The organism is Klebsiella sp. BIGb0149 (assembly GCF_004362605.1).
In the GTDB taxonomy this organism is placed as follows: Bacteria; Pseudomonadota; Gammaproteobacteria; order Enterobacterales; family Enterobacteriaceae; genus Klebsiella; species Klebsiella terrigena.
In genome coordinates, this window is the sequence record NZ_SNYG01000005.1 from 332,878 (window position 1) to 348,058 (window position 15,181).

Sequence of the window (15,181 nt, forward strand, 5' to 3'; positions counted from 1 at the left end):
ATCATGATGACAAAATCGTTCTATTTGCTGCTGGCCGTGCTGTCGCTTGCCGTCGCCAACGCGTGCGCCGCCGACAGCACCATCTCCATCAGCGGCTACGTGCGGGATAACGCCTGCGCGGTGGCGGGAGAATCAAAGGATTTTACCGTCGACCTGCTGGATAACGCCGCCAAACAGTTTCATACCGTCGGCGCCACCACGCCCGCGGTGCCGTTTCGCATCGTCCTGTCGCCCTGCGGCAGTTCGGTTACCGCGGTAAAGGTGGGCTTCACCGGGGTGGCGGATAGCCTCAACACCGGCCTGTTAAAGCTGGACAGCGGCGCGTCGGCCGCGGCGGGGATGGGGGTGCAGATCCTCGATACGCAGCAGGCGATGCTGCCGCTGAACGCCGCCTCCTCGGCGATAGCCTGGACCACCCTGACCCCGGGGCAGACCAATATTCTGAACTTTTACGCCCGCCTGATGGCGACCCAGGTCCCGGTCACCGCCGGGCACGTTAACGCCACAGCGACCTTTACGCTGGAATTTCAGTAACCGGAGGCTGAGATGAAATGGACTCCCCCAGGCTGGCTGGTAGCCGGCGCGCTGCTCATGGCCGCCTCCTCGCTACAGGCCGCCGACGTCACCATCACCGTGAACGGCAAGGTGGTGGCCAAACCGTGCACGGTGTCGACCACCAACGCCACCGTCGAACTCGGCGATCTCTACACCTTCAGCCTGGTCTCGGCGGGGGCCGCTTCGGCGTGGCACAGCGTGGCGCTCGATTTAAGCAACTGCCCGATTGGCACCTCGCGGGTGGTCGCCACCTTCAGCGGCACCGCGGACGGCACCGGCTATTACAAAAACCAGGGCACCGCCGGCAATATCCAGCTCGAGCTACAGGACAGCGGCGGCACCACGCTGAACAACGGCGCCACTCAATCGGTGCAGGTCGATGACGCCACCCAGTCCGCCCGTTTCCCGCTGCAGGTCAGGGCGCTGACGGTGAACGGCGGCGCCACCCAGGGAACCATTCAGGCGGTGATTAACGTCACCTACACCTACGCCTGAATCAGGAGAGTACGTTTATGAAAAAAATAGTCACCCTGCTGGCCGCGCTGGCGATGATGGGCTGGTCGATTGACGCCTGGTCCTTCGCCTGTAAAACCGCCAGCGGACAAACGATCCCCATCGGCGGCGGCAGCGCCAACGTCTACGTGAATCTCTCTCCCGCAGTGAGCGTCGGGCAAAACCTGGTGGTCGACCTCTCGACGCAGATTTTCTGCCATAACGACTATCCGCAGACCATCACCGACTACGTGACCCTGCAGCGCGGCTCCGCCTACGGCGGCGTGCTGTCGAGCTTCTCCGGTACCGTAAAGTACAACGGCAGCTCCTATCCGTTCCCGACCACCACGGAAACCTCGCGGGTGATTTACGACTCGACCACCGATAAGCCGTGGCCAACCGTGCTCTACCTGACGCCGGTCAGCACCGCCGGCGGGATCGCCATTACCTCCGGCTCGCTGATCGCCGTGCTGATCCTCCATCAGACCAACAACTACAACAGCGATTCCTACCAGTTCGTCTGGAACATTTATGCCAATAACGACGTGGTGGTGCCGACCGGCGGCTGCGACGTCTCCGCCCGCGACGTGACGGTGACCCTGCCGGACTATCCCGGCTCGATGGCGGTGCCGCTGACGGTGCACTGCGCGCAGAACCAGACGCTGGGCTACTACCTGTCGGGCACCACCACCGGCTCCGGCAACGCCATTTTCACCAATACCGCCTCCGCCTCGCCGGCGCAGGGGATCGGCGTGCAGCTGACCCGCGGCGGTACGGCGGTATCCGCCAACAGCCCGGTATCGCTGGGTACGGTCGGCACGTCGCCGGTGAGCCTCGGGCTGACGGCCGAGTACGCGCGCACCAGCGGACAGGTCACCGCCGGCAACGTGCAGTCGATTATTGGGGTGACGTTTGTCTACCAGTAGGGCGCCGGTCCCGCCGCCCGCCCCGGCGGGGGAGTGCATACTCTCGCCCTGTTCGATGGCGGCGGAAGGACTGTCTTCGCTGATCGGCGCGGGCGGGCGGCGGCCGACGTTTTTATCCCCTCAGGCCCATGACGCGCCGTCGCTGCCCGACCCGGCGACCTTCCGGCGGATCGTGGTGTTTCTGCCCGACGACCCCTTCTGGCTGCTGTTCACCCTGCGCCAGGCGGCGCTGCTGCTCGACCGCAGCGCCGACGCGCTGCCGATGCTGATCCTCAGCCGCAGCCCCGCCGGCTGGCTGTGGCAAACGCTGCTGCACCTGGTAGGCAACCGCCGCCGCCTTGCCGCCGTCAAAACCGTCGCCTCCGACCTGCCCTGCCGGCAGCTGGCCTCGCTGCTGGGCCAGGCTGCGCCGGACTACCCTTCGCTGGAGATGCTGGCCTGTGAGGAGGCGGCCGCGCGCGGCATTCCCCCGACGGGCCTGAGCAAGCCCGAATTCAACGCCGCGCTGGACTGGCTGCGCGGATACAGCATCACTCGCCAGGCCGAGCTGCGGGGCGTGAGCCATAAAACCCTCTATAACCAGAGACTGTCAGGACTAAAAAAGATGGTGGAACATCATCCGCATCTGGCCACCCGCTTCCCCGGAGGCCAGGCAAAAGGGCACAAAGCGCAGGCTTTCGCCACGCTTTCGGCGTTTGAGCGCGAGTTCGTGCACGCGATCCACTGTCGGCAGGTGTTTCCGGTATTCCAGCCCATTACCGATGGCCGGCTGATGCTCAAGGGGATTGAGGTGCTGTCGCGCTGGCGGCGCAGCGGCAGCGTGCTGCTGCCCGGCGAGTTTCTGCCGCTGGTGCGCGCGGAATATGCCTGGCTACTGTTAACGGCCTTTGCGCTGCGGGAAGCGGTTCAGGGGATCAACCAGCATCGCGGGGAGTACTACTTCTCGGTAAACGTCCCGCCGGTCATCGCCGGTCATGACAATCTCATGCGGATGATGGAGGCGGCCCGCCAGCAGCTGCTTGAACCACGCTGGGCGGAGAGGCTGGTACTGGAATTTGCCGAAACCGTCGATCTCAACCGCCAGGGGAAGATCGGCAGCAATATCGTGAAATTACAGCAGCAGGGCTTTCGCATTATGCTCGACGACTGCTTTTCACAAAGCAGCGTGATGTTTCCGGTCCGCGCGGTGCGCTTTAGCGAGTACAAGCTCGACATGAGCATCGTGAATGATTTCCAGCACGACGCCCACGCGCTGGCGCTGGTAAAAAGCCTGATCTACTACTGCCAGCTAACCGGCAGCCGCTGCGTTGCCGAGGGGGTGGATAGCCTGGAAAAGCTGAATATGCTGAAGGCGCTGGGGATCGACAGGTTTCAGGGCTATCTGATCTCGCCCCCGGTCAGTCGCGAAAACCTCGAGGATATTATTCAACGCTTTTCGCCGGGACGCTGCGCCGCCCCCGCGGCCGGATAGAACTCGCTTCCTGCTGAAAACACGGCAGTTTATGTCAATCTCCCTCTCTTTTCCCCTCTGCGTCTCAACGGGGACGCACGCTTTTTTCGGAATATGCCAGGTTCCCTTTCCTTGACAAAAATTGAACAATTTTACACAAACTCACATTTTGTTCATTTTCACATTGCAAGGATGCCAATGAACCGCAAAGCCATTCTTTGCCGGGCGATCGCCTCAGCGATAGGCCTATTTTTTCTCCTGCCGGCCCGCGCCGCAGGCCCGGACGATCAGTTTATCATTCAGCAGCAGCGTCAGAAGGCGCTGGAGCAGCAGCTGACCCCGCCGACGCCCGACGTGCGCCTCTCCGAGCCCGCTTCCGGCTTCGGCCGCATTCCCTTCCCGCCGGAAACGCCCTGCTTTCCCATCCACCGCGTGGCGCTGAGCGGCCAGCAGGCGCTCCCCCGCTGGCTGCCGCTGCAGCGCATCGCCGACCAGGCGCAGGGGCGCTGTCTCGGAGGGAAAGGGATTAACCTGCTGATGAGCACCCTGCAAAACCGGCTGGTCGATCGCGGCTGGATCACCACCCGCGTGCTGGCCCCTGCGCAGGATTTGAAAAGCGGTACGCTGAAGCTGGCGATTGTGCCGGGCTACGTGCGTCACGTACGGCTGACGCCGCAGAGCGACGACTATATCCGGCTGTATAGCGCCTTTCCGGCCCATGAGGGCAATCTGCTCGACCTGCGCGATATCGAACAGGGGCTGGAAAATCTCCAGCGTCTGCCTACCGTCGAGGCGAGCATGGAAATTGTCCCCGGCGACAATCCCGGCGAGAGCGATATCGTCATTACGCGTAAGCAGGCGAAGATGTGGCGCCTGGGGCTGTCGCTGGACGACTCGGGCACCGAAACCACCGGTCGCTATCAGGGCGGCGTAACGCTGTCGCTGGATAACCCCTTCTCGCTCAGCGACTTGCTCTACCTCTCCGCCAGCCACGATCTGGACGATAGCGGCGGCAAGAGCAGCCGCAACTACATTGCCCACTACTCCGTGCCCTACGGCTACTGGATGCTGGGGGTCACCGGCAGCGACTACGACTATCACCAGACGGTGGCCGGGCTGAACGGCGACTATCGCTACAGCGGCAAAAGTAAAAATCTCGACGTGCAGCTCAGCCGGGTTCTGCACCGCAGCGGGACGCAGAAAACGACCTTCACCTACGACGTGCTGGCCCGCGAAACCCGCAACTTCATCGACGATACCGAAGTCGGCGTCCAGCGTCGCCAGACGGCAGCCTGGCGCGTGGGGCTGCAGCATCGCCACTATATCGGCCAGGCCACCCTCGATCTCGGCGCCAGCTACCAGCGCGGCACCCGCTGGTTTGGCGCACGCCCCGCGCCGGAAGAGTACGTCGGCGATGCCACCGCGCTGAGCAAAATCACCCAGCTCAACGCCCAGCTCGACCTGCCCTTTACCCTCGGGAGCCAGAATTTCCGCTACAACGTGCAGTATCTGCGCCAGCTCAGCAACACCCCGCTGACGCCGCAGGATCAGTTCGCCATTGGCAACCGCTGGACGGTACGCGGATTCGACGGCGAGCGCACCCTTAGCGCCAGCCACGGCTGGTACGTCCGCAACGATCTGGCCTGGCGCACCCCGCTGGAGAGCCAGGAGCTCTATCTCGGCGCGGACTACGGTGAAGTCGGCGGCTATAGCGCTGATTACCTTATCGGCCAGCACCTGGCGGGCGGCGTTATCGGCCTTCGCGGCAGCGCCTTCAATACCGGCTATGACCTGTTCGCCGGAACGCCATTCTCGAAGCCGGATGGGTTCCACACCAGCGCCGTCACTCTTGGCTTCAACCTGAACTGGAGCTGGTGATGCGCACTGGACAATACGAGATTAAGGCGCCGCTGATCTTCGGCGGTACCGACAACGAGGCCGAAGTGCTGGGGGCCAGCGTCTGGCTATGGATGCATTCGCCGATGCACCGTGACGCCCCGCTGCACGCCCTGCCCACGCTGCTGATGCCGATCATCAAGCGCCGTCAGTATGTGCTGGTTATCCAAAACGAGCGGCCGGTGTTTTTTCTCAGTTGGGCGTGGCTTAACCGGGAGTCGGAGGCCCGCTACCTCACCCGTCCGGCGATTGAGATGCGCGAGGCGGACTGGGACAGCGGCGACCGGATGTGGTTTTGCGACTGGATCGCGCCGTTCGGCCATACCGCCGCCATGAACGCCCTGATGCGCCAGGACGTCTTTGCCGACCACTGCGTTCGCGCGCTCTATCACCGCGGCGAGCAGCGCGGCAAGCGGGTGGTGATGTTCCACGGCCGCCGCGTCAGCCGCGAACAGGCCAGGCTCTGGCGGCTGACCCACCCGCTCGCCGTCAACCTGCCGGAAGCGTTTAAAGGACTAAACCATGAATAAGAACCTCTACCGTATTGTGTTCAACAAAGCGCGCGGCATGCTGATGGTGGTGGCGGACATCGCCCGCTCCGGCCGCGCCGGCTCCGCACGTTCTTCCGCGCCGGGAAGCCTTCCGCGCCGGCTGTACGGTAAAATCAGCGCCATCAGCTTCAGCCTGTGGTTGGCGATGGGCGTTATTCATCCGGCGCAGGCCAATATCGTCGCCGACGCCGGAGCGCCGAAAAACCAGCAGCCGACGGTGATGCCGAGCGCCAACGGCACGCCGCAGGTCAATATTCAGACCCCGTCGGCCGCCGGGGTATCGCGCAACACCTACAGCCAGTTCGACGTCAACCAGCAGGGGGCGATCCTCAATAACTCGCATAAGAACGTGCAGACCCAGCTGGGCGGCATGGTGGCGGGGAACCCCTGGCTGGCGAAAGGGGAAGCGAAGGTCATTCTGAACGAGGTGAATTCGCGCGACCCCAGCCGGCTGAACGGGATGATTGAAGTGGCCGGCAAAAAGGCCCAGGTGGTGATCGCCAACCCGTCCGGCATTACCTGTAACGGCTGCGGCTTTATCAACGCCAACCGCGCCACCCTGACCACCGGCCAGGCGCAGCTTAACAACGGCAATCTCACCGGCTATCAGGTCGAACGCGGCGAAGTGACCATCGAAGGCGCCGGGATGGAGAGCTCGGGGGCCGATTACACCGATATTATCGCCCGTTCGGTAAAGGTTAACGCCGGGCTGTGGGCCAAAGATCTGCGGGTCACCACCGGGCGCAACCGGGTGGATGCCGCCCACCAGCGCATCGAAAAAACCGGCGACGATCCGGCAACCCGCCCGCAGCTGGCGGTGGATGTCGCCAGCCTCGGCGGCATGTATGCGGGTAAAATCCGTATGGTCGGCACCGAGAGCGGCGTCGGGGTGCGCAACGCCGGCGCCATTGGCGCCCAGGCCGGGAGCGTAAGCCTGAGCGCCGACGGCCGCATTGAAAACAGCGGCACGCTGCGCGCCAGCGAAAACGCCACCGTCCGCACCGCCGGCGAGTTCAGCAACGGCGGCGCGCTGACCGCCAGCCAGAACGTGGACATTCAGGCGGCCAGCCTCACCGGCAGCCGCGGCAGCGTGCTGGCCGCCGGGGTACAAAATGATGGCAAGCTGGCGGAGAGCGGCGACCTGCGGCTGCACGCCGACGGCCAGCTGAGCGTCCACGGCCAGACGCTGGCCGGCGGGAACCTGCGCGCCAGCGGCCAGGGGGTGGACATCAGCGGCAGCCAGACCCAGGGCCAGCGGGTCGAGCTGGACAGCGGCGCGGGCCACCTGCTGACGCAAAACGCCGGGGTCAACGCCCGGGATCTGACCCTGCGCAGCGGCCAAACGCTCAACAACGACGGCGGCACGCTCAGCGCCGACGCGATAACCCTCTCCGCGCAGCATCTTTCGAACCGCAAAGGCAAGCTGGTGCAGACCGGCGGCGGCGCCCTGGCGGTCAATCTGCCTGGCGATATCGATAACCGGGAGGGGGAGATTGCCGCCAACGGCAATATTCAGCTCGCGGCGCACGCCGTCGATAACCAGGGCGGGAAAGTGCTGGCGGCGCAGGGCGGCAGCCTGACGGCACACGCCGGGACGACGCTGGATAACCGCAAAGGCACCCTCGCCGCGGCGGGCGATACCCGGCTCGACGCCGGCATTCTCAATAATAACGAGGGGCTGATTTCCGCCGCTACCGGCAGCGGCGAGATCCGCAGCACGCAGGCGGTTAGCAACGGCAAAGGGCGCATCGAAGCGGCCAAAACCCAGACCATCAGCGCCGCCGGGCTGGATAACCAGCAGGGGGTTATCGTCGCCGACCGGGCCACGCTGGCGCTCGCCGACGGCACCTTCAACAACCGGTTCGGATCGCTGTATTCGCACGGCGCGCTGGCTATTCACAGCGGCGCGCTCAATAACCAGTCCGGCTACCTCGCCAGCGGCGGGACGCTCACCTTCAAAGGGGGAGCTGTTGATAACCGTGCCGGTCAGTTCGCCGCGGAGCAGGCCCTGAACGCCAGCTTCGGCTCCTTCCTGAACCACGAGGGCAGCCTGAAGGCGCTGGGCGCGATGACGCTGCGCGGCGGCACGCTGGACAACGCCCGGGGGATCGTCGGCGCGGGCGGCGCGCTCGACGTTGGCGTCACCAGCCTCGACAACCGCCAGGGCACCCTGTTCAGCAGCGCGGATGCCCTGCTCCACGCCGACCGGCTGGACAACCAGGGCGGCCAGCTGGCGGCGCAGCGGACGCTGAGCGTTAGCGGCGGGCAGCTGATCAACGATAGCGATGGCCTGATCCAGAGCGGCGAGGGCCTGACGCTCGCCGCGGACGACATCAGCAACCGCAGCGGCAGCATCATCAGCAGCGCAGCCGCCACCCTGCGCAGCCGGCACCTGCACAACGGCGGGGGAGAGATCCAGAGCGTCGGCGACCTGCTGATCGACAGCGCCCACGGCATCGTGGATAACGTTTCCGGGCTGATGCGCAGCGGCGCGACGCTAACGCTCACGGCCGCCAGGCTTATCAACCACAATACCCCTGGCGACAATCAGGGGCTGGAGGCGCAGAACATCGCCCTGGCAACCGAGACGATCGATAACCAGAGCGGGATGATCCTGGCCGATAAATCGCTGACGGTACGCAACGACGGCGAGCTCAACAACCGCAGCGGCGGGCTGGCGGCCTCCGGGACGGTGGATATTCGCGGCGACGGGCTGGCGCTGCTAAACCAGGGCGGCACGGTGAAAGCCGGCGAGATGCTGCGCATCGACGCGGACGGTCTCGACGGCGGCGGCCAGCTGCTGTCGCTCGGCGATATGGCGCTGAGCAGCCGCCGGTCGCTGAATAACAGCGGGACGATGGTGGCCAACGGCAGCTTCACGCTCACCTCCGCGGGGGATATCACCAACGGCGGTAAGCTGCTGGCGGGCAGCAGGCTCGATCTCACCGGCCGCAGCCTGAACAACGGGTCCAGCGGCGAAATTAACGCCGGGCAAAACACGCTTAACGTCAGCGACACGCTGTTCAACGCCGGGCTGATCGACGGCGGCTATACGCGGATTAACGCCGGAACCCTCACCAACAGCGGCAGCGGGCGCATCTACGGCAACGCCGTTGGCGTCAATGCCGTCACCTTCAACAACCTGGCGGAAAACGGCACGGCGGCGACCCTTGCCGGGCGCGAGCGCGTCGATCTCGGGGTACAGACCCTGAACAATCGCGACCACGGGCTGATCTACAGCGGCGGCGATCTGCTGATTGGCGGCGCGCTGGGAGATAACGGCGCCGCGATCGGCCGGGCGGGAACGATCGATAACCACAGCGCGACGATCGAATCCGCAGGAAATATGACGATCGCCGCCGGGCAGATCAACAACATCAACGATCGCTTCGCCACCGGGATCGTCACCGTTGCTCAGGAGCAGGTAACCGAATATCAGCACACCGGCTCCCCCAACCGCTGGAACGCCGCGGACGACGGCGTGTTTGTCGACGGTAATTCCGCCGACGGCCTGCGCAATCTGAATACTCCGGACGACACCGGCAGCAATAACGATAGCTTCAACCAGTTCGACTATACCCGCACGGTGGAAGAGACGCGGATCCTCGAATCCGACCCGGCGAAGATCCTCGCCGGCGGCAATATAACGCTCACCGGCGACCGCCTGCTGAACGATAAGAGCCAGGTCATCGCCGGCGGCACCCTGGCGATCGCCGGCCTGCGGGAGGTGAAAAACGACGACGTAACGGGCGAGCGGCGGACCACCGACGTCGGTACCGCCACCCACTACTACCGCATTCGCCACAAAGGGGGCGACGAGCAGGGCCGCGACCGTACCGCCTGGACGCCGCCGAGCGAAATTCAGAGCATCTCCCTGAAGCCGGGGCAGCTTATCAGCGGCGGCAGCGTCGAGGGCACGCCGCTCACCCTCGCGCCGCTGACCCCGCAGGGCACGGCGGCGGCGATCGGCGTGGCGGGCGCCGTCGCCGGTCAGCACACCGTTTCGCCCGGCGAGCCGGTCACGCCTCCGGCGGGCCAGCAGTTTGAGGTCACGCCCGCGGAAGGGGCGATTCGCATCGTCGGCCCGAACACCACCCTGCCGGATAACAGCTTGTTTACGGTCAACCCGGCCGCCGACGTGCCGTATCTGGTGGAGACCGATCCGCGCTTCACCAACCAGAAGCAGTGGCTCGGCAGCGACTACATGCAGCAGGCGCTGGCCGGCAACGGCGACACGACGCTGAAACGGCTGGGAGACGGCTACTACGAGCAGCGGCTGATCCGCGAGCAGGTGGTTGCCCTGACCGGCCAGCGCTACCTTGACGGCTACACCAGCGACGAAGAGCAGTTTAAAGCCTTGATGGATCAGGGCATTACCTTCGGGAAGCAGTACGCGCTGAAGAGCGGCGTGGCGCTGACCCCCGAGCAGATGGCGCTGCTGACCGGGGATATCGTCTGGCTGGTGAACACCACGGTGAAAATGCCGGACGGCTCGCTGCAGAGCGTGCTGGTGCCGCAGGTCTACGCCAAAGTGAAACCGGGCGACATCGACGGCTCCGGCGCGCTGCTCGCCGGGAATAACGTCAGCATCAGGCTCAACGGCGACCTCTTCAACAGCGGCACCCTTAACGGCCGCCGCGTCCTGCAGCTTGACGCCGACAATATCACCAACCGGGCGGGCACCCTGACCGGCGACGACGTGCGCCTGAGCGCCCGCAACGATATCAATAACATCGGCGGCATCATCCAGGGCGACAGCAGCCTGCAGGCGGTGGCCGGACGGGACATCAACGCCACCACCACCCTCGCCGACGCCCGGAGCGTCAGCGGCGATAACCGCTTCAGCCGCACCACCATCGACAGCGTCTCCGGCATTTATGTCCAGGGCGATGACGGCAGTCTGACGCTGCACTCCGGCCGCGATATCACCCTCAGCGGCGCGCAGGTGGTCGCCAGCGGCGAACGCGGCGAAGTCCAGCTGGTCGCCGGGCGCGATATCCAGCTCAACGACGTCACCACCGCCTGGCACGATAATCTGGTGTGGGATGCCGACAACGCCCTCAGCCAGAGCCAGAGCAGCAGCACCGGCAGCGAAGTGACCGGCAAAGGCAGCGTCACCCTCAGCGCCGGAAACGACCTCAGCGCCCGCGGCGCCCTCCTCTCCTCCGGCGCGGCGCTGAACCTCGGGGCGGGCAACAACGTCACCCTCGCGGCGGGCGAAAACAGCCAGACGCTGGACGAGCGCCACAAGGTCACCGGCAGCAGCGGCTGGCTGTCCAAAACCACCACCCGCACCGAGGACAGCGTCTCGCGGCAGACGGCCCAGGGCAGCGAGCTGAACGGCGACAGCGTCAGCATCACCGCCGGCAACGACCTCACCGTGCGCGGCAGCAGCGTGGCCGGCAGCGGCGACGTGGCCCTGCGGGCGGGCAACGACCTGCGGATCGATACCCAGGATGAGTACAACAGCGAGCAGCACCTGAAGCAGGAGAAAAAATCAGGGCTGATGAGCTCCGGCGGGATCGGCTTCAGCTACGGCACCCAGAGCGTGAAAACCACCGATACCGGGGCGGATGTTATCCGGGCGGGCAGCACCGTCGGCAGCGTAAACGGCGACCTGACGCTGCGCGCGGGCGACAACCTGACGGTCAACGGCTCCGACCTGATCGCCGGCCAGGACATGGCCCTGAGCGGCAAAAACGTCGCCATTACCGCCGCCGAAAACCAGAGTCAGCAGACCCACGTGGTCGAACAGAAAACCTCCGGCCTGACTCTGGCCCTCTCCGGCGCGGCGGGCAGCGCCCTCAACAGCGTGGTGCAGGCCACCCAGGACGCCAAATCTGCGGGCAGCAGCCGCCTGCAGGCCCTGCAGGGCGTGAAGGCGGCCCTCTCCGGCGTGCAGGCCGGCCAGGCCGCCCGTCTGGATGCGGCGCAGGGCAACGATCCGGCCAACAACAATACCGTTGGCGTCAGCCTCTCTTACGGCAGCCAGTCGTCGAAATCGACCCAGCACAGCGAGCAGACCACCGCCCAGGGCAGCAGCCTGACGGCGGGGCGCGACCTCAGCATCACCGCCCGCGAAGGCGACCTGAACGCGGTCGGCAGCCAGCTGAAGGCGGGCAACGACGTGGCCCTCTCCGCCAGCCGCGACCTGAACCTGATCTCCGCTGAAAATACCTCACTGCTTGAAGGCAAAAACGAAAGCAAAGGCGGCACGGTCGGCGTCGGGATTGGCGTGGGCTCCGGCGGCTGGGGGATCAGCGTCTCCGCCAGCGTCAACAAGGGCAAAGGCAGCGAAAGCGGCAACGGCACCACCCACAGCGAAACCACCGTCGATGCCGGCAATAATCTCATCCTCAACAGCGGACGCGACACCACCCTTACCGGCACCCAGGTCAGCGGCGACACGGTTATCGCCGATATCGGCCGCAACCTGACCCTCACCTCCGAGCAGGACAGCGACCGCTACGACTCGAAACAGCAGAACGCCAGCGCCGGGGGCAGCTTCACCTTCGGCTCCATGAGCGGCTCCGCCAGCGTCAACCTCAGCAAGGACAAGATGCACAGCAACTACGATTCCGTGGTGGAGCAGACGGGCATCTTTGCCGGCAAAGGCGGGTATGACATCACCGTCGGCGAGCATACTCAGCTGGATGGCGCGGTGATTGGCAGCACTGCCACCGCAGATAAAAACCGCCTCGACACCGGCACGCTGGGCTGGGGCGATATCGACAACCGCGCCGATTTTAAAACCGAGCACCAGAGCGTCGGGTTCAGCAGCGGCGGCAGCATCGGCAGCCAGTTTGCGGGGAACATGGCCAACGGCTTGCTGACCGGCGGGAACAACGAAGGCCACGACAGCAGCACCACCCACGCGGCGGTGAGCGATGGCGACATCATCGTACGGGATAAGGATAAACAACAGCAGGACGTGGCGAACCTCAGCCGCGACGTGGAGCATGCCAACCAGACCCTGTCGCCGATATTTGATAAGGAGAAGGAGCAGCAGCGCCTGCAGCAGACCCAGCTGATCGGCGAGATTGGCAACCAGGTGGCGGATATTGCGCGCACCGAGGGACAGATTAACGCCATCAACGCAGGCAAGGCCGAGCTGGCGAAGGACAAGATCAACGAGCCGGAAAAAGGCGCCAGCAAGGAGGACTGGGTGCAATATAACGCTCTGCTGGCCGCGACCGACGGCTATAAGGCCGCGCAGCAGCAATGGGGTACCGGGAGCAGCGTCCAGCAGGCGATTCAGGCGGCGACCGCCGCCGTGCAGGGGCTGGCGGGCAGCGACCTGAAGGCCGCTCTGGCAGGCGGCGCGGCGCCGTATGTGGCGGAGGTTATTAAGCAATACTCACCGAATGAAACCAGCCGGGTAATGGCTCATGCCGTCATGGCCGGGGTTGCGGCTGAATTACAGGGAAACAGTGCAGCAGCAGGCGCTGCGGGTGCCGCAACGGCGGCTATCGGAACATCAGTGATAGCGAAAGCGCTATATGGTACAGATGATTTCAGCAAACTGAGCGAAACACAAAAACAAACGGTGTCTGCGCTAAGCACGCTGGCAAGCGGTCTGGCGGGCGGGCTCGCCGGGGGAGATACAAGCGGTGCAGTGGCAGGCGGCCAGGCTGGTAAGAACACATCAGAGAACAATGATATGTTCAGCCTGCCATCCGGGCTGAATGACTATGGCGCTGCAGCAGCTTCCTGGAATCAATATGCAGTAGATAAAAACCTGACGCCGGAGCAGACACAGGCTGGACTGGATAAACTGGCTAAAGGTGACCTGCCTGAAGGTGCTAACATCACAAAAGTGATTGTGGATGGCTATAAGGATGGGGTACTGATTGCGGGAGCCGCGTATTTAGGGCCTGCGGCGTCGGTTGGTAAAGTTGTAGGTGGTTCTGTCATTGGTGCCATAGCTAACGGCTCTTACCAGTGGTTCGATATGAGTCAGTCCGGAAATGAAAATAAATCGTATGACTATGCGGGTACCGGTGTGGCTGCAATAACTGGTGGCCTTGCACCCGGGCGAAGTATCTGGCAGAACGTGGGTATAGCTACTGGTGGTACGATATTTACTGACGGGCCGAATATTGGAACAGCCGCCAGTTCTGCTGCTGGTGCTTTATTCGGTGGTGCTGTCGGTGAATATGCACCCAGCGTTGTAACTAAAGCTATAGGGGATAGCTCTATACCAGGCCCTGTTTATGATTTTATCGGCGGCGTAACATCTGAGTTTGTTAATGGGTTTATAAAAGATATGAATACCCCCCCCCAGACAACAGAGGAGAAAAAACAGTGAAGCACGTATTTTCGTATGTGGTTTTATTCTTTTATTGGTCAGTTGCGCTCAGTGTTTTTTTATTATGTATCGGAGGGGTCATTTCCACTATCCATTACATATCTGATGGCGTATTTATTTTCCCTGAGAACCAGATCAAGCGCGCTATTGCATTTGGTTGCATGTGCGGAATTGCCATAACTGTTATAACATTGATCTATAGATTAATAGATAAATTTAACACTCGTAAATCGCCTCCATCAGATCAAGGTTGATTTTCACAAAAATCCCGGCCGCCGAGCCGGGATTTTACTTTAAAATTCAGTCACGGCTTCGCTTCAGGCAATCATAGCGGGGCTTCTCCCGCCGGATGACCGGCAGGTCACCGGTATCGTTAAGCGCACCAGGGAACGTCTTGATCCACAAGTCCATTTTCTTCTTGCTGAAATGAGCCGTGCTTAGCCCTTCAGCACAACCGAACAGCTCCCGGCTGTTCTGGGCGGTGATCACAATACAATCTGGCATCACTCTGATTTTTACCGGCATACCCGGCGTAAATCCGGCCTGCGAAAGCCAGTCACCCTGGAGCGGGATATAGTCATGTCGCATACGGTCGTAAAACTCCGTGCGGCTAAGCGGTTGTGGTGACTCCATTGTGGATTTATTCTGCGAGTGCTTAACGGATTTTTTACGTAGCAGCTCGCAATTTTCGCTACTGGTTTCTGATTCATCAGATTCTATTTTGGAAATAGCACTTTCTGGCTTAAAATTCTGCTCAGCCATATTCAACTCCGCGTTAGTTGTCTGTGGTTAGCGGTAAGAAGGTGGTGGTACACCTTCTTACCGCGCTCTTTAAAACCTTCCTGTTTATTCCATCCTTCCGTTATGACAAGCAAAATTTTATCTGGCTTCATTATATCGCACTGAATAAAAACACAGTATATATTGAATAGACATTATTGATTATTGCGAAGTGGATTCAGGAAATAATATAATTTTATGTAACGTTGCATTATTAATTAGA

Annotated in this window: 8 protein-coding genes; 7 read left to right on the forward strand and 1 reads right to left on the reverse strand. The window is 62.8% G+C overall.

Annotated elements, in window-relative coordinates:
- Nucleotides 1-6 precede the first annotated feature (6 nt).
- From fimF to EDF75_RS18930, 7 genes are all read left to right on the forward strand, one after another.
- Nucleotides 7-534, forward strand: coding sequence for a type 1 fimbrial adaptor subunit FimF (gene fimF, locus EDF75_RS18900; RefSeq protein WP_241782649.1), 528 nt, complete (start codon nucleotides 7-9; stop codon nucleotides 532-534).
- 12 nt (nucleotides 535-546) lie between these two features.
- Complete coding sequence (gene fimG, locus EDF75_RS18905; protein WP_041147097.1) at nucleotides 547-1,050, forward strand: type 1 fimbrial minor subunit FimG; 504 nt, start codon at nucleotides 547-549, stop codon at nucleotides 1,048-1,050.
- Nucleotides 1,051-1,067: 17 nt separating this feature from the next.
- A complete protein-coding gene (locus EDF75_RS18910) occupies nucleotides 1,068-1,973 on the forward strand; it encodes a fimbrial protein (protein WP_133600497.1) in 906 nt (301 codons plus the stop codon).
- On the forward strand, nucleotides 1,960-3,444 hold the full coding sequence (locus tag EDF75_RS18915; protein ID WP_463671437.1) for an EAL domain-containing protein: 1,485 nt from the start codon (nucleotides 1,960-1,962) through the stop codon (nucleotides 3,442-3,444). The genes EDF75_RS18910 and EDF75_RS18915 overlap by 14 nt, the downstream gene beginning before the upstream one ends.
- Before the next feature lie 177 nt (nucleotides 3,445-3,621).
- Nucleotides 3,622-5,301: a ShlB/FhaC/HecB family hemolysin secretion/activation protein gene (locus EDF75_RS18920; RefSeq protein WP_208113322.1), complete on the forward strand. Its 1,680-nt coding sequence runs from the start codon at nucleotides 3,622-3,624 to the stop codon at nucleotides 5,299-5,301.
- Entirely contained in the window at nucleotides 5,301-5,849 is a 549-nt protein-coding gene (locus EDF75_RS18925) for a toxin-activating lysine-acyltransferase (protein WP_133600499.1), read from the forward strand. The genes EDF75_RS18920 and EDF75_RS18925 overlap by 1 nt, the downstream gene beginning before the upstream one ends.
- On the forward strand, nucleotides 5,842-14,178 hold the full coding sequence (locus EDF75_RS18930; protein WP_133600500.1) for a hemagglutinin repeat-containing protein: 8,337 nt from the start codon (nucleotides 5,842-5,844) through the stop codon (nucleotides 14,176-14,178). The genes EDF75_RS18925 and EDF75_RS18930 overlap by 8 nt, the downstream gene beginning before the upstream one ends.
- A 300-nt stretch (nucleotides 14,179-14,478) precedes the next feature.
- On the opposite strand, the gene EDF75_RS18940 is transcribed toward EDF75_RS18930, so the two are convergent.
- Nucleotides 14,479-14,940 (reverse strand): SymE family type I addiction module toxin, encoded by a 462-nt coding sequence (locus EDF75_RS18940; protein WP_133600502.1) that lies wholly within the window; start codon nucleotides 14,938-14,940, stop codon nucleotides 14,479-14,481.
- Between the last annotated feature and the right edge of the window lie 241 nt (nucleotides 14,941-15,181).

Coding starts and splice junctions, on each gene's coding strand:
- fimF (WP_241782649.1), top strand. CDS start 7: ATGACAAAATCGTTCTATTTGCTGCTGGCCGTGCTGTCGCTTGCCGTC.
- fimG (WP_041147097.1), top strand. CDS start 547: ATGAAATGGACTCCCCCAGGCTGGCTGGTAGCCGGCGCGCTGCTCATG.
- EDF75_RS18910 (WP_133600497.1), top strand. CDS start 1,068: ATGAAAAAAATAGTCACCCTGCTGGCCGCGCTGGCGATGATGGGCTGG.
- EDF75_RS18920 (WP_208113322.1), top strand. CDS start 3,622: ATGAACCGCAAAGCCATTCTTTGCCGGGCGATCGCCTCAGCGATAGGC.
- EDF75_RS18925 (WP_133600499.1), top strand. CDS start 5,301: ATGCGCACTGGACAATACGAGATTAAGGCGCCGCTGATCTTCGGCGGT.
- EDF75_RS18930 (WP_133600500.1), top strand. CDS start 5,842: ATGAATAAGAACCTCTACCGTATTGTGTTCAACAAAGCGCGCGGCATG.
- EDF75_RS18940 (WP_133600502.1), bottom strand. CDS start 14,940: ATGGCTGAGCAGAATTTTAAGCCAGAAAGTGCTATTTCCAAAATAGAA.